Source organism: Methylobacterium sp. 142-1Y, assembly GCF_057747795.1.
In genome coordinates, this window is record NZ_CM173224.1 from 2,599,087 (window position 1) to 2,616,603 (window position 17,517).

Below are 17,517 nucleotides of genomic sequence, written 5' to 3' on the forward strand. Positions count from 1 at the left end.
AGAATTCCATGACCATCACCCGTTCGATCCGCACCCCGATCATGCACCGCGCCGTCGAGGTGAACGGCCTCGTCTTCATCGGCGGCACCATCGCGGATGACACCTCGGTCTCGATGGGCGCCCAGACCGAGAACATCTTAGGCAAGATCGCCGGCTACCTGAAGGAGGCCGGAACCGATGCCTCGCGCATCGTCGCCGCCACGATCTTCGTGACCGACCTGTCGCACAAGAAGGAGATGGATGCCGCCTGGACCCGCTTCTTCGGCGACGACCTGCCGGCCCGGGCGACGGTGGGGGTCGCGGATCTCGGCGGTGGTGCGATGATCGAGGTGGTGGTGACGGCGGCCAAGGGGTGATCTGACTCCGGCGTGATCTGATTCGATACCGGTAAAGCGCGGGAAATCCCCTCTCCCCGCGGGCGGGGAGAGGCCTGAGCCCCCTTGTCGGGGCGAAGGGAGCCCGCAGGGCGAGGGTGAGGGGGAGGTACCGGAGGAGTCTCATCCGGAGAGACCCCCTCACCCTCGCTCCGGCTGCGCCTCCGCTTGCCGTGTCCCCTGAACGGTGACACGGCCCTCTCCCCGCCCGCGGGGAGAGGAGAAGCCCGCGCCCTTCCGGTCTCCCGACAGCCCTGCCAATCGGGAGAAGAGCGGATACGCTGACCCGTCACGTGAATGGATCGCACGTCGTCGCTGTCACGCCTCATCCTCGACGATGACGTACGGCCTCCCAGTCCCGAACTCCTCGACCCGAACCCGCACCCCATACACCTCGGCGATCAACCCGGGCGTGACGACCTCCCGCGGCGGCCCGAAGGCCGCAAGGCCCCCCGCCGCCAGCACCAGCACCCGGTCGGCGATCCGCAGGGCCTGGTTGAGATCGTGGATCGTCACCAGGGTGACGATGCCGCGCTCCGCCGTGATCCGGCGGGTGATCGCGGCGACCTGCTGCTGATGGCGCAGGTCGAGGGCGCTCGTCGGCTCGTCGAGGAGCATCACGTCGGGCTCCCGGCCGAGGGTCTGGGCGATCGAGACCAGCTGGCGCTGGCCGCCCGACAATTCCCCGAGATTGCGAAACGCCAGCGCCTCGATGTCGAGGAGGTGCAGCAGCGCCTCGACCTTCGCCAGGGCCTCGTCCTCGACCCGCCAGGATGCATCGCGCTTCACCGCGAGCAGGATCGATTCGAACACCGTCAGAACCGCAGTGGCGGTCGTGTCCTGCGGCAGGTAGCAGGCGCGGGCCGGCCGCGGCGTCCCGGTCTCCATGTGCACTTGGCCGGGGCCGCCGACGAGGCCGGCGATGCGCCGCAACAGGGTCGACTTGCCGGCCCCGTTGGGGCCGATCACCGCCACCACCTCCCCGCCCCGCATCGCCGGGACGGTGACATGGTCCAGGACCGTCCGCGCGCCGTAGCGCACGCCGACGGCATCGAGCGCGAGGGTGATCACCAGGCCCGCCTCCGGCTCGACAGGATCAGGCTGAAGAAGAACGGCACGCCGACCAGCGCGGTGACGATGCCGATCGGCACCAGCGCGCCTGGGATGATCGACTTGCTGGCGACCGAGGCGGCGGAGAGAATCGCCGCCCCGGCGAGCGCCGAGGCCGGCAGGAAGAAGCGCTGGTCCTCGCCGATGACCATGCGGGCGATGTGCGGGCCGACCAGCCCGACGAAGCCGATCGTGCCCACGAAGGCGACCGGCACCGCCGCGAGGAGCGAGACCAGCAGCATCGTCTCGAGCCGCAGGCGCCGCACGTCGATGCCGTAGCTCGCCGCCTTGTCGTCGCCGAGCCGCAGCACCGTGAGCGACCAGGCCCGGCGCAGGAAGAACGGCAGCGTCACGGCGAGCGCCGCGCTCGTGAGCGCGAGCTTGTGCCAGGTGGTGCGGGCGAGACTCCCCATCGTCCAGAACACCACCGCGCTCAGCGCCTGGTCGGAGGCGAAGAACTGGAGCAGGGCGGTGAGCGCGTTGAAGGTGAACACCAGCGCGATGCCGAGCAGGATCACCGTCTCGGTCGTGGCGCCCCGCATCCGGCTGAGCGCGTGGATCAGCAGGGCGGCCCCCATCGCGACCACGAAGGCGTTGAGCGGCACGCCGTAATCGGGCGCGAACGGAACGAGGGAGACACCGGTCACCAGGGCGAGCGCGGCGCCGAAGCCTGCCGCGGCCGAGATCCCGAGGGTGAAGGGGCTGGCGAGGGGGTTGGCGAGGATCGTCTGCATCTGCGCCCCGGCGATCGCCAGCGCCGCCCCCGTCACCACCGCCATCAGGGCGACCGGCATGCGCAGCTCCCAGACCACGACGCGTAGCGCCGGCGTCACGTGGGCGGGCCTCGCCACCGCCTCGATCACCTGGGCGATCCCGTAGCGCGTCGGCCCGATCGTCAGGTCGGCGAGGAAGCAGGCGAGGACGAGGGCGGTGAGGCCCGCCAGCACGACGAGGCGGCGCCGGACGAGGGCCCGGTAGGATGCGGCGGAATCGGCACCTCTCACGGCGCGCGCTCCAGGCTGACCCAGTAGCCGGGCTCGTAGGGCACCGGCAGGAAGCGCTCGTGCAGGGTGCGGAAGGTCGCCTCCGGGTCGAGATCGGCGAACAGCTCGGGATGGAGCCACTTCGCGATCCGCTGGATCGCCACGAACTGGTAGGGATTGTTGTAGAATTGGTGCCAGATCGCGTGGACTTGCCCGGTGCGCACCGCCTTCGTGCCCTTGAAGGCGGGACGGGTCATCAGGGCCGCGAGCTTGCGGCGGGCCTCCGCCAGGTCGGCACCGGGGCCGAGCCCAACCCAGGCCCCGCCCGGCTGGAACGCCTCGAAGTTGCCGCCGGTGGCGATCACCACGTCCGGATCGGCGGCCAGCACCGCTTCCGGGTTGAGGATGCCGAAGGTGCCCGGTATCACGCCGCTGCCGAGGTTGCGGCCGCCCGCCATCTCGACCATGCGGCCGAAATTCTCCGCCCCGAAGGACAGGCAGCATTCGTCGGAATAGCCCGGGATGCGGTCGAGCATCACCAGGGGGCGCTTCACGTCCCCGGCCCGGGCCAGCCGGTCGGTGACCCGGGCGATCTCGGCGTCCCGGAACGCGATCAGCGCCTCGGCCACTTCCTCCCGGCCCATCAGCCGTCCGAGCAGGCGGATCGAGGGCGTCGTGTTGACGAAGGGCTTCTCGCGGAAATCGACGTAGGCGACCGGGATGCCGAGGCCGGACAGCCGCTCCACCAGCCGGCCCTCCTCGCTCGCGATCCTGGCCTCGAGGTTGAGCAGGATCACGTCGGGCTGGAGCGCGATGGCGCGCTCCACGTCGAAGGTGCCGTCGCGCATGCCGTTGAAGAGCGGGATGTCGGCGGCTGCCGGGTAGAGGCGCCGGTACAGCCGCCAGGTGTCGGGATCGGAGGTGATGAGGTCGTTGCGCCAGCCGACGACCCGGCCGAAGGGGTTCTTTCGGTCGAGGGCGCCGACCACGAAGATCTGCCGGCCCTCGCCGAGGATCATGCGGCGCACCGGGCGCGCGACGGCGATTCGACGGCCGAGCACGTCGGTCAGGGTCTCGGACGGGGCTTGCGCCCGCGCGGCGGAGGGCAGCGCGAGGCAGGCGGCGGCTCCCTGGAGGAGGCGGCGCCGGGTGATCGTCGCGCTCATCCGTGCTGACGACCGAGCGCTGGAGGACGACCGAGCGCTGGAGCTTGCCAATTCACACAACGCCTTCAAACTCCAACCCTTTAGTGGATATGGCGCTTTCCCCTCCCCCTTGTGGGGAGGGGTTAGGGGTGGGGGTGGTGCCGGATAAAGCGCTGCGGTGCCTCCTGCACCACCCCCACCTCCAGCTCCTCCCCACAACTTGCAGCGATTCCGGGCAAGCCCGGGATCGCCGGGGGGAGGAGAGGCGCGCTGCCTTCGAACGGGGACATCACTCGGACCGCGATGTGTGACGGCGATAGGGCACCAGGGCGGGGCCGGCGTTGGACGCCCGGGTGAGGGCGCGCATCGTCAGGCCGGCGCGGGAGGCGCGCTCGCGCGATCCGATCCTGTCGGTGAGGGACGCGAGGGGAACCGGCCGGGCCGGGCGCGGCGGGAAGACGTGGCGGGTCGTCTTGTGCGGGTAGAGCCTGCCGCTCATCGCGCGGGCCAGGACCTCGGCCCGGGTCGGCGCGACTTCCGGCCGCCAGGAGAGTAGCTCGACCTCGTCATAGTCGAAGACCTGGACCGGGACCCGGGCGAGGCCGAGTTCCCGCGCGGCGGCGAGCCGGTGATGGCCGTCGAGGAGCGCGTGCACGCTCTCCTCGATGCAGATCGGTTGCGTCCAGGCCTGCTCGGCCAGGATCATCGCGACGACCTCGCGCACCCGCGCGGGAATCGTCTCCTCCGTCGGGCGCAGCAGCCGCACGGGCAGGAGGAGGCAATCGGGACCGGTCATGAGGAGGGATTCCTTCATGGTGATGGGCTCAGGGTCGCTGGGGACCGGCTGTCTTGCGTCTGGCGCACCCGGAGCAGGAGCCCGCAGGAGACCAGGTACAGGGCCGCGACGGCGGGGAAGATCGCAGCCGACCCCGCCGCCTGGCTGACGAGGCCGCCCAACGCCACGCCCGCCATCGAGGAGGCCTGGGTCGTGCTCTGCACCACGCCGAGGATGTGGCCCTGCCGGTGCGCCGCCGCCTCGCGCGAGATGAGGCCGGTCAGGACCGGGGTCGTGGCGCCGAGAAGCGCGCCCCAGGCGCCATAGCTCGCCGCGAAGACCACGATGCTGGGGGTGGTGCCCGCGACGAGCGCGACGCCCGCGCAGGCGATGGCCACGAGGGCGATGCCGCCGAGTGTCGCCTGCCGCGTCCGGCCCTCGAATAGCCGCGCCCAGAGGGCGGCGGAGGCGACGAAGCCCGTCGCCATCAGCCCGTAGCAGAGGCCGATCACCCAGTTCTCGACCCCGAAGGTGCCCCGCACGTAGAGCGAGAACGGCATCTGCGGCAGGAGCCGGCTCGCCAGCAGGCCGCCATGGGCCAGCAGGAGGCCGAGGATCACCGGGTTGCGCCAGACGGAGGCTGCCGGCGCCGCCGCCCCGGCCGGGTGTTTCGGGGTTGGGCGCGTCGCCGGCAGGAGCGCCGCCACGCAGAGGCCGCAGGCCACGCAGAGCGCCGACGCGGCGGCGTTGATCCAGAAGAAGCTCGCATGGTCGAGGATGACGCCGCCGAGGACGGCGCCGCCGAGCGACCCGACATTGGTCGAGACCTGCAGGAAGGCGAACAGCCGGCCGCGACGCTCCGCCGTGACGAGGCCGACCCCGTAGGCCTGGGCCGGGGCCGAGAACCCGGCGCAGGCGCCCTGCATGAAGCGTAAGCCGACGATCGTCCATGGATCGCCCGCGAGAGCGAGGCCGAGCTGGGTCAGGGCGAGGCCGGCGAGCGCGCGCAGCATCATCGGCTTGTGGCCGTAGCGGTCCCCGACCCGGCCCCAGAGGCTGCCGGTGAGCGCGATGCCGAGCATCGGGGCGATGTAGGTGCCGGTGGCCGCCACGCTGAAGACGAGGTCCGAGGTGCTGATCGCCTTCAGGCGCAGCGGCCAGAACGGCCCGCTCATCTCCATCGCCGTCATCGTGACGAGCTGGATGGCGAAGAGCAGGCGGAGGGTGCCGGGGGTGCCTGCCATGTCGGAGCCTGGTCGACCAATCAATGTCATTCGTCCCATCCACGACCTCATCCTGAGGTGTTGGTCGATCGAAGATCGACTGACCTCGAAGGAGGGCTCCAGACATCACCGAGACGTCTGGAGGCCTCCTTCGAGGCTCCTTTCAGTCGCACCTCAGGATGAGGTCGCGGGTGGGACAGAAAAATTCCATGCGATGCCGTGATCGCCGGTTGAACAGAATCTCACAGGCCGCGCGTCGCCGGGTCGAGCGGGTTGGGCAGCCCGTGCTGGAGCCGGTAATCGGTGTAGCGCGACAGGTGCATGCGCAGGAGCGAGCGGGCGGTCCACGGCGCGCGCAGGAAGGCCTCCCGTTCCGCGGCCCAGAATCCCGGCTCGACCCGCTCGGCTATCGCCTCGAAGGCGCCGTCCGTCTCCTCGGCGAGGATGCCCCAGAGCCGGTCGTCCGGGATGTCGTAGGCGGCGGTGAGCGCCAGCGCCAGCTCGTGCAGGTGGCAGACGAAGCAGGCGTTGAGCACCAGCGCGCGGACCGGCGCGATGTCGTCGGTAAAGACCGTCGGCAGGATGCCCGGATAGGTGTAGGGCCGGAGCGTCAGCCCCCGCGCTTCGAGCAGCGGCGCGAAGCTGCGCCCGTCGCCGAAATCGCGCACCAGGATGCGCAGCGCCCGTCCCTCGGCGTCGAACACCACGCTGGTGTTCTGCTGGTGCGCCTCCAGGCCGATCCCGTAGAGGAGGTAGATCGCCACCACTGGGGATACGACCGCGCGGGCATAATCCCGGAAGAAGTCTTCGGGGTCGCCCGCCCCGACGAGCGCGGTCACGAAGGGCCGGCCGCTCTCCGGGAGCGCCGTGAACAGGGCCGCGACCGGCACGTGCAATTGGCCCTCGCAGGCCGCGAAGGCCGGGGTGACGGCCCGGAACACCACCGAGAGGTTCTTGCCGGGCGCATCGTCGCGGCGCAAAGCGTGGCGGTAATGATAGGCGACCTCCTCCGGGTAGATCGCCAGCCGCCCGTGAAAGCCCTGCTCGCGCTCCAGGATCGCGGCGATGACCGCCGAGTTGCGCGGCCCCATATGGATCGACTTCGCCTGGAGGCTGCGCTGCTCGCTCGTCATCCACAGCGCGATCGGCAGCTTGATGAAGGGGGCGTCCGGCGGTCCCTCGGGCATCATCGTGCGGAACGACATGCTCGGCGCCGTCTCGATCTCCGGCCCGTCGAGGACCAGGGCGCCCTCCGCGACTTCACCGGCGAAGTGCTCGCGCACGAAGGCCTCGAGGTGCCAGGCATGGATCGGCAGCGGCAGCCAGTCCAGGGGGTCGAGCCCGCGCGCCGCGAGGCCCGCGCGCCACGACTGCCAGATCCACGGAAACGCCTCGGCGAACCAGCCGTGGACGTCCTCCACGTGCGGCATCGTCTCGACATGGGCCATGTCGGCCCGGAGCGCCGCGACCCGGACCGGCACGCGGGCGGCGAATTCCGGCGACAGGGCGGCGACCTCGGCCTCGGTGAGCCCCGGCCGCGTCTTCCAGGTGGGATAGAACGGGTGGCCCTCGAGCGAACCCCACTGGTCGAGGAGGATCGCGGTCTCCCGCACGCCGGCATGGCGGCGCAGGTAGCCCGGCAGGTCGGTCTCGCCGGCAGCACGGATGCGCCGCGCGAGGTCGCGGTTCCAGGCCTCCCGGCGGCGGCGGGCGGCGGCATCGTTGCGGATGCTGTCGGCGATGTCGGCCTTCAGCCCGGCCAGCCCTTCCGGGCTCGGCGCGGTGTCGAACAGCCCGACGACGAGGTCGAGCAGCGTGTCCGGCTCCTCGACGGGCGTCGTGCGCCCGTCCGCATCGACCCCGGTGATCGGCCCGCGGACCACGATCGTGCGGGCCGGCGCGATGGCGATCCGGGCGAAATGCAGGTGGCTGCCGGGTTGCGCCAGCGGCAGCCGGGCCTCTTGGCCGGAGACGACGAGGCGGTCCGCATCGAGGAGGCCTTCCGCGAACAGGCAGCGCACGAGGCGGCGGATGGCGTTGCGGCGCGAGGCTGCCAGCAGGGCGGCATCACCGTCGAAACCGGCATCCTGATAGGTAGGGGCGGGCGAGGCGGTCATCATACGGCTCCCGGCCAGTCCTGGGGCAGATGGGACAGGGAACTGTGGGACGGCGCGTCGTCGGCGCGGCCCATATGGGCGAGCGCCCAACGGTGGATCTCGTCGAGGGTCGGCGTCGGCACGTCGAGGCGCCGGCCCATCCAGACCAGGAGGCCGAGCCCGTGGACCACGTCCTCGGTGAAGGCCCGGCTCGCCCGGTCGATGGTGGGACCGCCGAGCCGGGCGTCGTGGACGAGGGGCGCCTCGATGCCCGCATAGGCGCGGTTGGTGCGAAGCACCGTGAGCATCGTGTGCGCGTCGGCGATCTGGTCGCCATAGGCCTCGACGATCTCGGTCTTGAGCGGCTTGACCGAGGACAGGTCGATGCCGAGCCGCGCCTCGGCGCCGCGCCGCAGGCGCTGGTTCTCCTCGTCGCTGCGTTCGAGGAAATAGGCCCCGAGCTCGGGGCAATCGCTCCACCAGCAGAAGCCCTCGGGCAGCGGCCGGTCGCGCCACTGGCCGTAAGGGCCGACGAGGCCGTAGATCACCGCGCTGTGCATGATCGGGTTGCCCGGCGTCAGGGTGATCTCGAGGTAGTCGCGCAGCATCGTGACCGGTGCGGCGAACATCCGGGCGAGGTGGCCGGCAAGCGCGTCGCGGGATTCCGGGCTCTCGCGGCGGTGGAGCGCGACGTGCAGGCGCTCCTTGGCGCCGGCCATCCGGATGCTGCGGCCGGGCACGAGATCGCAGGCGATGTGGGGCACGTCCTTCATGCCCCAGATCACCGCGTTCGGCCGGCCCGCGAGCGCCGCCTCGGCGAGCCAGTCGAAGCCGCAGAAGCCGGGAATCGCCCCGACGAAGACCGGCTTGTCGCGGGGCAGGTGCGGGGCGATCGTCCGCAAGGTGGCCGCCCGGGCATGGGCCGGGACGGTGATCACCACCACGTCGGCGTGGCGCAAGGCCTCGGCCGGATCGGTGCCCACCCGCGCCGGCTCGCCCCGCAGGGTCGATCCGTCGGGCATCCGCGCGACGATGCCGCCCGCCGCACCCCCGACCACCTCGGGGTTGCCCGTGAGCCAGGACACCCGCACCCCCGGCTGCCGGCTCAGCAGCACGGCGTGGAGATGCCCGGTCCGTCCGCCGCCGCAGACCGTGACGTCGAGGATCCGCATCAGGCCACCGCGAGGCGGGGCAGCGCGGCCCGGGGGCTCTCGGCGGCGCGGCGGCCGAGCCAGTCGTCGAGCCGTTCCGCGATTGCCGGATCCCGCAGGCCCTTCGCCTCCATCCAGGCATCGTTGAAGATGGTCTGGAGGTACTTTTCGCCGCCATCGGCGACGGAGATCAGGACGTTGCCGGAGATGCGCCCCTCGGCGACGAGTTCGAGCGCCTTGTACAGGGTGCCGCCGGTGGAGCCGCCGACGAGAAGACCGGTGCGGCGGGCGAAATGGCGCGCGGTCTCGAAGGCTTCGGAATCGGTGACCCGCAGGCCGAGGTCGATGCAGCCGTAATCGAGCACGAGGCCGACGGTGTCGCCCTCCGGCGTGCCGGTTCCCGACTGGTAATAGGGATGGCCTGGGCCGCCGAACACGATCGAGCCGTCCGGCTCGACCGCGACGATGACCGTGTCGGCATGATGCGCCTTGAGGCCGTGCCCGATCCCCGTCATCGAGCCGCCGGTGCCGACGCAGCCGACATAGGCGTCGATCCGGCCTTCCGCCTGCTCGATCGCCTCGCGCACGAAGGCGCTGTAGCCGCCGGCATTCGCGGTGTTGTCCGACTGGTTCATGAAGACCGCGCCGGGGATCTCGGCGGCGATCCGCGCCGCCATCCGCTGGCGCTCGACGACCGCGACCTCGTCCTCGCGATAATTGCCCTCGACGAAGCGGATCTCGGCGCCGAGCGCCCGCATCACCGCGATCTTGTCCGGGGCGGCGTGGTGATCGACCACCGCGATGAAGCGCAGGCCGAATTCGACCGCGGCGATGGCCAGCCCGATGCCGGTATTGCCGGAGGAGGATTCCACCACGACCCCGCCGGGCGCCAGCCGCCCGGCCTTGATGGCGGCGAGCACCATGCTGTGCGCCATCCGGTCCTTGGTGCTCCCGCCCGGATTCATCTTCTCCATCTTGAGGAGGAGCCGGGTCTCGCGATGGGGCACCGGGACCCGCAGCATCGGGGTATTGCCGATCAGATCGGTAACCTTGTCGACGATCATGGGGGCGACCTCACTCAGCAGATTTTGCAAAAATGTTTGCCGGTTTTGCGAAATGATCTGTGACGTGAATAGATTAAGCAGATTGCGTGTTAGACTGTCAATACAGTTATATATAGATGATATATATTCTAAATAACGACGCGGCCGTCAGGGATAATTTGTAAAAAATCTAAGATATGAAATGGAAGTCGATGGCGGTGCTACGATGCACGAAGTTGCGCGGTGTAGGGGTGAGGGCCGCCACGCAAGACCCCTCCCCCCTCTGCGAGGGAGGGTGGCCTGCGGAGCGGGCCGGGAGAGGGGACGCCGCTTCCGGAGAGGTCGCGACCATGGGAACACGCGCCACCTGGATCAGCGTCGCGCTGCCCCTCTCGGCGGGACTTAGTCCCGCTGCGCTCACTTCGTTCGCCACCCTCCCCCGCAGAGGCTATTGGATTCACACTTCTCCTCCCAGAGCTAACCCATTGTAAACGTGTGCGCTTTCCCCTCCCCCTTGTGGGGAGGGGCTAGGGGTGGGGGTGGTGCCGCGTAGAGCTGTGCGGTGCCTTCTGCGCCACCCCCACCTCCAACTCCTCCCCACAAAGGGGAGGAGAGGCGCGCTACTTTCCATGGGGAGAACGATCGGACCGAGATGTGTGAATGCGATAGCCCGCAGAGGGGGGAGGGTTCATGCGCGCGACCGTCGATCCTGCACTGACGCAGCCTCCCGTGTCGTAACATGATCGGGCATTGCTCTAGTCCCGAGCGAAGGCGAACTCGGCATCGGAACAGGGCGTGGCGACCAGCCGCGCGGGCATCGGGTGCCGGTGGAACTCGTTCTCCAGAAGGTCCATCTGGTAGCCGGCCGTGTTGGCGTAGAGCAGCAGGTCGCCCGGCCGGGGCATGGTGCCGAACTCGAGCAGGCGATGGGTGATCACGTCGCCGTCGAGGCAGCTATGCCCGGCGATGAAGGCGCGCATCCCGGGCCCCGTCTCCTGTCGTCCCTCGGCGGGCAGCAGGATCGGATCGACCAGGAACTCGGAGGCGAACCAGGTCTCGCAGGCGCTGAAGCTGCTGCCCTCGACGAAGACCACCCCCCTCCCCTCCCCGAGTGGTTTCGTCCGGGTGACGCGAAACAGGCTGATCGCCGCCTGGTCGACGAGGCTGCGGCCTGGCTCGATCGCAAGCCGCACACCCACCGACCGGAGATAGCCGGCGACCGTCCCGCCGCGGCAGGGCGCCCGCAGGAAGCCGGCGATCCACTCGGGCGCGGTGAGCGGGCTGCCATAGGGGTAGAACTCCGCCGGAACCCGGCCGGTCTGGTAATGCTCGGGCCCCTGGCGGGCCAGCGCCTGCGCGTAGGTGTCGGGATCGACGTAGCGGACCGGCAGGCCGCCGCCGATGTCGATCAGCCGGACCGGAAGCCGCAAGGCCACGGCCTCGTCGACGAGGTCGGCGACCTCGGCCATCGCGGCGACGCGGCTCGGGATGTCGTAGCCGGAGAGGTGCAGGTGGAACCCCTCGAAGGCGAAGGGAGCGCCCTCCCGGGCAAGCCGGCGCATCGCCTCGCGCATCGCCGCGCGGCCCATGCCGAACCGCGAGTTCGCCGCCGAATCGGGCCGGTAGCGCAGGAGCACCCGCGCCCGCCCGCCCTCCGGCGTGCAACCCCCGAGGTCGTCGAGTTCTTCGAGAGAATCCACCGCGACGAGGGCGCCCGTCGCGACGAGCCGACGCAGGAAGGGGATCGTCTTCGCCGGGCCGGTCGCGCAAAGGCGCGCCGGGTCGGCGCCTTCCCGCAGCGCATCCTCGCATTCGGCGAGGCTCGAGACATCGATGCCGGTCCCCGCCGCCACGGCGGCGCGCACCAGCGCCCGCGACTTGTTCACCTTGGCGCCGTAGAAGATCTCGGACGCGACGCCCTCGTCGGCAAGAACCTCCCGCATCCGCGCGACGTTGTCGGCAACGGCATGCGGCCAGACGATGTTGAGCGGCGAGCCGTACCGGGCGACCAGGGCGTGCAGCCGGTCCGGCATCGTCCGGATCACCCGGGCGATCCGCGGATCGAGAAGCGGCGGCAAGGCCGGTGCGCGGGCTTCCGTCATGAGTGTCCCCATCGGCCCGCTCACAGGTCGACCGACATCGACAGGAGGTAAGTGCGCGGGGCGCCCTGGAAGAACGTGCCGAACGAGGCCACGCCGGCCCAGTAATTGGTCCCGGTGACGTTGAGCACGTTGGCCCGGAAGGTCGTCTTGCGGCCCTCGATCACCGTCGCGTAGCGCAGGCCGAGATCGAGGCGCGCCCAGTCCGGCAGCGCCTGGGTGTTCCCGGTATCGACGAACTGGCGACCGGTATAGATGACGGCGCCGGTCAGGGTGAGGCCCGGCACGCCCGGCAGATCCCACTCGGCGCCGAGGTTGAGCTGCACCCGCGGCACCCCGATCGGTACGTTGCCGACATTGGCCGCGAGCGCGGTCCTGGTGAGCACCCCGTCGAGCAGCGTCAGGCCGCCGAGGAGCCGGGCCTGCGGGGTGATCTCGCCGTAGACGCTGAATTCCAGCCCGCTGACCCGCTGCTCGCCGGTCTGCGCGAAGACGCGCTGGGGGCTGAGCTCGCCGATCGGCCGGGTGATCTGGAAGGCGCTGAACGATCCCCCGATCGTGCCCGCATCCACCTTGACGCCGGCCTCGACCTGATGCGCCACGTAGGGCGCCAGGATCTCGCCGGAATTGGTCGCCGTGGTCGGCGCCACGTCGCCGCGGCTCAGGCCCTCGATGTAGTTGCCGAAGAACGAGACGTTGTCCCAGGGCCGCACGACGATACCGACCAGCGGGCTCGTCGCGCTCTTGTCGTAGGACGAGGCGAGCGTGCCGACATTCGACACGTAGTTGTGCGCCTCGATCCCCTGCCGGCGCACGCCGAGCGTCAGGAGGATGCGCTCGTCGAAGACCGAGAGCGTGTCGGCCACCGACACGCCCGTCAGAGTGCTGTCGGACAGGCGCGGCCGCGAATCGATCACCGTCGGGGCGATGGTCCGGGCGAGGATCGGATCGTAGATGTTCGACAGGTAGGTGCCGTTGCCGGGGGGCAGCCGGCGGGCGGTGTCCTCGGCGTAGCGGGAGGCCTGCACCACGAAGGCGTGGCGCACGAAGCCGGTGTCGAACCTGGCCCGCAGGCCCCCGTCGACGGTGAGGCGGTTGACCCCGAGATCGTAGAATTGCGGGGTGGTGGTGGTGTCGCCGCGCAGGTTGGTGATGGTCGGGGCCGAGGCGAAGTAGCGCTCGACCTCGGTCTGCGCGCCGCCGACATCGCCGAACAGGGTGATCTGGTCGGTCAGGTCGTATTCCGTCCGCAGGAGGCCGCCGCGGTCGTCGATGTTCGAGTATTCCCAGGGCTGGGTCAGGTTCAGGCGGCCGTTCGGCGCCTTCGGCACCGGGACACCCGCCCGGAGCAGGAACGGGCGCAACGGCGCGTCGAAGCGGTCGGTCTGGGCCAGCAGGTAGAGCCAGGCCCGGAACCGGTCGCCCTGGTAGTCGAGGGCGAGCGCCCCGACCCCGGTGGTCTCGCTCTGGCGGTCGAACGGCGTGTCGCCGCCCCGCAGGCTGCCGACGACGCGCGCGCCCCATTCCCGGTTCTGGCCGTAGCGCCGGGCGACGTCGAACTGGCCGCCGCCGCGGGCGACCGAGCCGTAATCCAGGGTGAAGCGGGTCAGGTCCTCGCCGGCGCGCTTGGGCACGATGTTGATGACGCCGCCGACGCCGCCATTGGGGGCGACGCCGGAGATCGCCGCCGAGGGGCCCTTCAGCACCTCGATGCGCTCGGCATAATCGGTGAAGACCCGGAAACTCGGGGCGACGCCGTAGATCCCGTCGAAGGCGAACTCGCCGCTGGTGCCCTCGTTGGCGGGGAATCCGCGGATATAGAACGAGTCGAACGGGGCGCCCGTCGTCTGGGTGGCGCGCACCGAGGGGTCGAGGGCCAGCGCCTCGGACGCGGTCGTGGCCTGCCGGTCGCGGATGAATTTCTCGGTGTAGCTGGTGACGCTGAAGGGCGACTTCTTCGTCTCGGTGTTGCCGAGGATGCCGAGCCGTCCGCCTTGCGCCACCTGGCCGCCGGCATAGGCCGGGACGATGCCGCGCGGCGTCGCCGTTCCGGCGACTGTGGTTCCTGCGACCGTGATCTCCTCGAGCGGGATGTCGCCCCCGCGAGCGGCCTCCTCCGCGCGGGCGCCGCCGGGATCCACGAGCCACAGGCCGGCGACCATGATCGCCGCACAAGAACCGCGCATATGTCCAACCTGCATCTGGCGCATGATGCTGTGCTCGGGTCCGGAATGATGAGGCCCTAGATTGTTATCGATCCAATCTGAGTGCCTGACGTTGAGTGGGCTCAGATTTCATGACGTTCGCCCGATTGCAACAGCAAATTCCATGACGTCATCGGAAATGATTTAGATCTATTACAAGTCGACGCACTGATGTTGTGCGAGCAAGTCGATCGCGGCCGATCGAACGGCGCGGGAGGTTCATGGCGAGGACGGATACAGCTCCCCTCCCCTGCCCGAGTGCGACTTCGCCCGGAGCGTCCTTCTTCTAGCCATCGGGGCCGATTGCCCTGCTTTACCGCACCGTGCTCCTCGCCGCCGCATGCAGGGGCGTCCGGGACGAGACGGGCACGGGACGTCTCCTCTCCCCGGACGATCGCCGCACGGCGCGTCCGCAGGGCTCGCAAGCTTGTGCGAGGCTTGCGCGCCGTGCGTGCCGCCATCCCGATGCGATCCTCTTTCGTCGCTTGCGGTGTTATGGTCGATTTCGTCCTTTCACCGTGAGCGAGTCAGGGTCGATGAACCAGCACGTCCCGCCGAGCGGGCCCGGGGAGATTAGTCCCAACCAGATCGCGGGCCACGACGCCCGGATCCTGGGCGCCAAGCTGCGCGAGATCGCCTCCGTGGTGTTCTCGCCCTCGGAGGCCAAGACCCTGCGCCGCTTCACATCCGGCGAGGTCGCCCGCATCCTCGGCGTGACCGACAGCCGGATCCGGCAGCTCTCCCCCGACATCCTGGCCTCCCCGCCCGAGGTCGCGCCGGGCGGCCGCCGCCTCTACACCCTGGCGGATATCCACGCCCTGCGCGCCCATCTCGACGAGATCGACCGGGTCGGTCGCCGCTACCGGCCGCACCGGGATCCGGCCAAGGGCGAGCACCTTCAGGTCATCGCCTGCGTCAACTTCAAGGGCGGCTCGGGCAAGACCACGACCTCGGCCCATCTCGCCCAGTCCCTGGTGCTGCGCGGCTACCGGGTGCTCGCCATCGATCTCGATCCGCAGGCCAGCCTGTCGACGCTGCTCGGCGTCCGGCCCGAGAACGAGCGCGAGCCCTACCCCACCATCTACGACGCGATCCGCTACGGCGAGCAGCGGCGCCCGCTCGCCGAGGTGATCCGCCACACCTACTTCACCGGCCTCGACCTGGTGGCGGCCGACCTGGAGCTCGAGGTCTTCGAGTTCGAGGCGCCGATGCAGTCGGCGCGGCGGAAAGCCAACGATCCCGAGCCGCCGTTCTTCGCCCGGATGGGGCTGGCCCTGAACGAGGTGGCGGACGATTACGACGTCGTGGTGATCGATTGCCCGCCGCGGCTCGGCTACCTCACCATCGCGGCTTTGTGCGCGGCGACCGCGCTCCTCATCACCATCCATCCGCAGATGCTCGACGTGTCGAGCATGCGCCAGTTCCTCACCATGATGGACGAGATCATGGAGCCGGTGCGCGAGCAGGGCGCGGTCCCGACCCATGACTGGTTCCGCTACCTCGTCACCCGCTTCGAGCCGCAGGACACGCCGCAGACCGAGGTGGTGGCGATGCTGCGCGGCCTGTTCGGCGAGCGCGTCCTGACCAAGGCGATGCTGCAATCGGCCGCCGTCTCGAATTCCGGCCTGCGCGGACAGACCGTCTACGAGACGCCGTTGCGCCGCGACGAGGTCACGGGATCGACCTATCGCCGGGCGCTCGACGCGCTCGATGCCGTCAACGGCGAGATCGAAGGGCTGATCGCCCGCGCCTGGGGGCGGGCATGAGTCGGGGCCGGGCATGAGTGGGAGCCGCGCATGAACCAGAAGAAGCGTCTCAGCGCCATCATGGGCACGCCGGTCCAGGCGGATGCCCAGCCACAGCCCTCGCCTGGAATTCCAACGGCTTACACCCCTGTAGCAGGTGCTACGCCACCCCCGCCCACCCCGGAGAAGCGCCCGACCCCGGCACGCTCGATGGCGGCGATGTGGGCGGCGTCCCGGCCCGGCCCGGCGGAAACTGAGGGCGCGGTGATCGAGCTCGACCCCGCCCTCTGCCTGCCCTCGGCCATCGCCGACCGGGTGCCCGATGCGACGGATGCCGCCTTCGACGCCTTCGTCGCACAGATCCGCGAGGAGGGCCAGCATACGCCGATCCTGGTCCGGCGCCATCCCCGGAAGGACGGCCATTACGAGATCGCCTATGGGCGGCGCCGGACGCGGGCGGCGAAGGCGCTGGCCAAGCCGGTGCGCGCCGTCCTGCGCGATCTCAGCGATGCCGAGCTGGTGGTCGCGCAGGGGTCCGAGAACCTCGCCCGCGAGGATCTGAGCTACATCGAGCGGGCGCATTTCGCCCGCAACATGGAGCAGGCGGGGATCGCCCGCGAGGTGATCCTGAAGGCCATGGGCGCGCATCGGCCGGATCTGGCGAACTATCTGGCGGTCGCCGAGGCGATCCCCGCACCCGTGCTCGCCGCCATCGGCCCGGCACCGAAGATCGGCCGCCCGCGCTGGCTCACTCTCGCCGACCGGATCAAGGCGGCGCCGCCGGAGCGGATCGAGGCCGCGCTCGCCTCGTCCGACCTCGCGGGCAAGACCTCGGACGAGCGCTTCGCCGTGATCCTCTCCGCGCTCGCCGCGCCGGCGCCCCGCAAGGCCAAGCCCCGGGCCGAGACCGTGAAGGACGCCAAGGGCGTGAAGTTCGCCCGGATCGAGCGCAGCTCCGACGGCATGCGGGTGACGCTGGAGGAGAAGGCGGAGCCGGGCTTCGCCGACTACCTCGCCGAGCGGTTGCCGGAATTGCTGGCGACCTATCGGCAGGGGCGGGGGTGAGGGGTCCGGACTGGACCAGGGCGGGGCCGGCACAGCGGAGCTGCCATGCTTTTCGCTCTAAAGCTTGGCAGCATAAGATGGGACCGTTCCCGTACCCCGCCCGCTTCTCCCACCCGACACCTCATCCTGAGGTGTCAGTCGATCGAAGATCGACTGACCTCGAAGGAGGGCTCCAGGTAGACCTGAGATATCTGGAGCCCTCCTTCGAGGCTCCCTGACGGTCGCACCTCAGGATGAGGTCGTGGTTGGGATATCTTGCGTCGTTTCAGCGTCCGACTAACGATCGGGAAGCGCTCGCGACTGGCCCTGTCGAGGCCGATTCCGTGGCGATGATGGGGGACTCGTTCGATAGTCCCGGCCTCGACGCCCTCGCGAGAGGGGAGGGCACCCCTTGCGCAGACGATCACCCGCCCAGTCGGTCCCACGACCATCCCATCGCCACCAACGATCTGTAATACTATAACATGAAGCATCGATGTGACAGTCCGTGACCAACGACTGTCA

13 protein-coding genes are annotated in these 17,517 nt (G+C 70.0%); 3 read left to right on the top strand and 10 right to left on the bottom strand.

Annotated features, from left to right (window positions below; translation table 11 throughout):
• The first annotated feature begins 8 nt into the window (after window positions 1-8).
• The gene (locus tag AC3AOF_RS11810) at window positions 9-356 is read left to right on the top strand and encodes a RidA family protein (protein WP_236990577.1); all 348 of its coding nucleotides are present in this window, start codon (window positions 9-11) and stop codon (window positions 354-356) included.
• 336 nt (window positions 357-692) lie between these two features.
• Here AC3AOF_RS11810 and AC3AOF_RS11815 read toward each other — a convergent pair whose 3' ends face one another.
• The 10 genes from AC3AOF_RS11815 to AC3AOF_RS11860 all read right to left on the bottom strand — a co-directional run bounded on the left by AC3AOF_RS11815 (window position 693) and on the right by AC3AOF_RS11860 (window position 14,209).
• Complete coding sequence (locus tag AC3AOF_RS11815; RefSeq protein ID WP_488348628.1) at window positions 693-1,445, bottom strand: ABC transporter ATP-binding protein; 753 nt, start codon at window positions 1,443-1,445, stop codon at window positions 693-695.
• Entirely contained in the window at window positions 1,442-2,488 is a 1,047-nt protein-coding gene (locus AC3AOF_RS11820) for a FecCD family ABC transporter permease (protein WP_488348629.1), read from the bottom strand. The genes AC3AOF_RS11815 and AC3AOF_RS11820 overlap by 4 nt, the downstream gene beginning before the upstream one ends.
• Window positions 2,485-3,633 carry an ABC transporter substrate-binding protein gene (locus tag AC3AOF_RS11825; protein WP_488348630.1) on the bottom strand — a complete coding sequence of 383 codons (1,149 nt, stop codon included), beginning with the start codon at window positions 3,631-3,633 and terminating at the stop codon, window positions 2,485-2,487. The genes AC3AOF_RS11820 and AC3AOF_RS11825 overlap by 4 nt, the downstream gene beginning before the upstream one ends.
• A gap of 268 nt (window positions 3,634-3,901) precedes the next feature.
• Entirely contained in the window at window positions 3,902-4,408 is a 507-nt protein-coding gene (locus AC3AOF_RS11830; protein ID WP_488348631.1) for a ParB N-terminal domain-containing protein, read from the bottom strand.
• A 14-nt stretch (window positions 4,409-4,422) separates the two neighbouring features.
• Window positions 4,423-5,631 (bottom strand): MFS transporter, encoded by a 1,209-nt coding sequence (locus AC3AOF_RS11835; protein WP_488348632.1) that lies wholly within the window; start codon window positions 5,629-5,631, stop codon window positions 4,423-4,425.
• 221 nt (window positions 5,632-5,852) lie between these two features.
• A complete protein-coding gene (locus tag AC3AOF_RS11840; protein ID WP_488348633.1) occupies window positions 5,853-7,727 on the bottom strand; it encodes an IucA/IucC family protein in 1,875 nt (624 codons plus the stop codon).
• Complete coding sequence (locus tag AC3AOF_RS11845) at window positions 7,727-8,878, bottom strand: NAD/NADP octopine/nopaline dehydrogenase family protein (protein WP_488348634.1); 1,152 nt, start codon at window positions 8,876-8,878, stop codon at window positions 7,727-7,729. The genes AC3AOF_RS11840 and AC3AOF_RS11845 overlap by 1 nt, the downstream gene beginning before the upstream one ends.
• Window positions 8,878-9,921 carry a PLP-dependent cysteine synthase family protein gene (locus AC3AOF_RS11850; protein ID WP_488348635.1) on the bottom strand — a complete coding sequence of 348 codons (1,044 nt, stop codon included), beginning with the start codon at window positions 9,919-9,921 and terminating at the stop codon, window positions 8,878-8,880. Before AC3AOF_RS11850 ends, AC3AOF_RS11845 begins: the two co-directional genes overlap by 1 nt.
• Before the next feature lie 734 nt (window positions 9,922-10,655).
• Window positions 10,656-12,002 carry a type III PLP-dependent enzyme domain-containing protein gene (locus tag AC3AOF_RS11855; protein WP_488348636.1) on the bottom strand — a complete coding sequence of 449 codons (1,347 nt, stop codon included), beginning with the start codon at window positions 12,000-12,002 and terminating at the stop codon, window positions 10,656-10,658.
• Between the two features lie 20 nt (window positions 12,003-12,022).
• Window positions 12,023-14,209, bottom strand: a complete 2,187-nt coding sequence (locus tag AC3AOF_RS11860; protein ID WP_488348637.1) for a TonB-dependent receptor — start codon at window positions 14,207-14,209, stop codon at window positions 12,023-12,025.
• Between the two features lie 530 nt (window positions 14,210-14,739).
• Here AC3AOF_RS11860 and repA point away from each other — a divergent pair.
• Window positions 14,740-15,969, top strand: coding sequence for a plasmid partitioning protein RepA (gene repA, locus AC3AOF_RS11865; protein WP_488348638.1), 1,230 nt, complete (start codon window positions 14,740-14,742; stop codon window positions 15,967-15,969).
• A gap of 30 nt (window positions 15,970-15,999) precedes the next feature.
• Complete coding sequence (gene repB / locus AC3AOF_RS11870) at window positions 16,000-17,013, top strand: plasmid partitioning protein RepB (RefSeq protein ID WP_488348639.1); 1,014 nt, start codon at window positions 16,000-16,002, stop codon at window positions 17,011-17,013.
• Window positions 17,014-17,517 lie beyond the last annotated feature (504 nt).

What these genes read in the sequence shown, in the direction of transcription:
- AC3AOF_RS11810 (WP_236990577.1), top strand. Translation starts at nt 9, where the DNA reads ATGACCATCACCCGTTCGATCCGCACCCCGATCATGCACCGCGCCGTC.
- AC3AOF_RS11825 (WP_488348630.1), bottom strand. Translation starts at nt 3,633, where the DNA reads ATGAGCGCGACGATCACCCGGCGCCGCCTCCTCCAGGGAGCCGCCGCC.
- AC3AOF_RS11830 (WP_488348631.1), bottom strand. Translation starts at nt 4,408, where the DNA reads ATGACCGGTCCCGATTGCCTCCTCCTGCCCGTGCGGCTGCTGCGCCCG.
- AC3AOF_RS11835 (WP_488348632.1), bottom strand. Translation starts at nt 5,631, where the DNA reads ATGGCAGGCACCCCCGGCACCCTCCGCCTGCTCTTCGCCATCCAGCTC.
- AC3AOF_RS11840 (WP_488348633.1), bottom strand. Translation starts at nt 7,727, where the DNA reads ATGACCGCCTCGCCCGCCCCTACCTATCAGGATGCCGGTTTCGACGGT.
- AC3AOF_RS11845 (WP_488348634.1), bottom strand. Translation starts at nt 8,878, where the DNA reads ATGCGGATCCTCGACGTCACGGTCTGCGGCGGCGGACGGACCGGGCAT.
- AC3AOF_RS11850 (WP_488348635.1), bottom strand. Translation starts at nt 9,921, where the DNA reads ATGATCGTCGACAAGGTTACCGATCTGATCGGCAATACCCCGATGCTG.
- AC3AOF_RS11855 (WP_488348636.1), bottom strand. Translation starts at nt 12,002, where the DNA reads ATGACGGAAGCCCGCGCACCGGCCTTGCCGCCGCTTCTCGATCCGCGG.
- AC3AOF_RS11860 (WP_488348637.1), bottom strand. Translation starts at nt 14,209, where the DNA reads ATGCGCCAGATGCAGGTTGGACATATGCGCGGTTCTTGTGCGGCGATC.
- repA (WP_488348638.1), top strand. Translation starts at nt 14,740, where the DNA reads ATGAACCAGCACGTCCCGCCGAGCGGGCCCGGGGAGATTAGTCCCAAC.
- repB (WP_488348639.1), top strand. Translation starts at nt 16,000, where the DNA reads ATGAACCAGAAGAAGCGTCTCAGCGCCATCATGGGCACGCCGGTCCAG.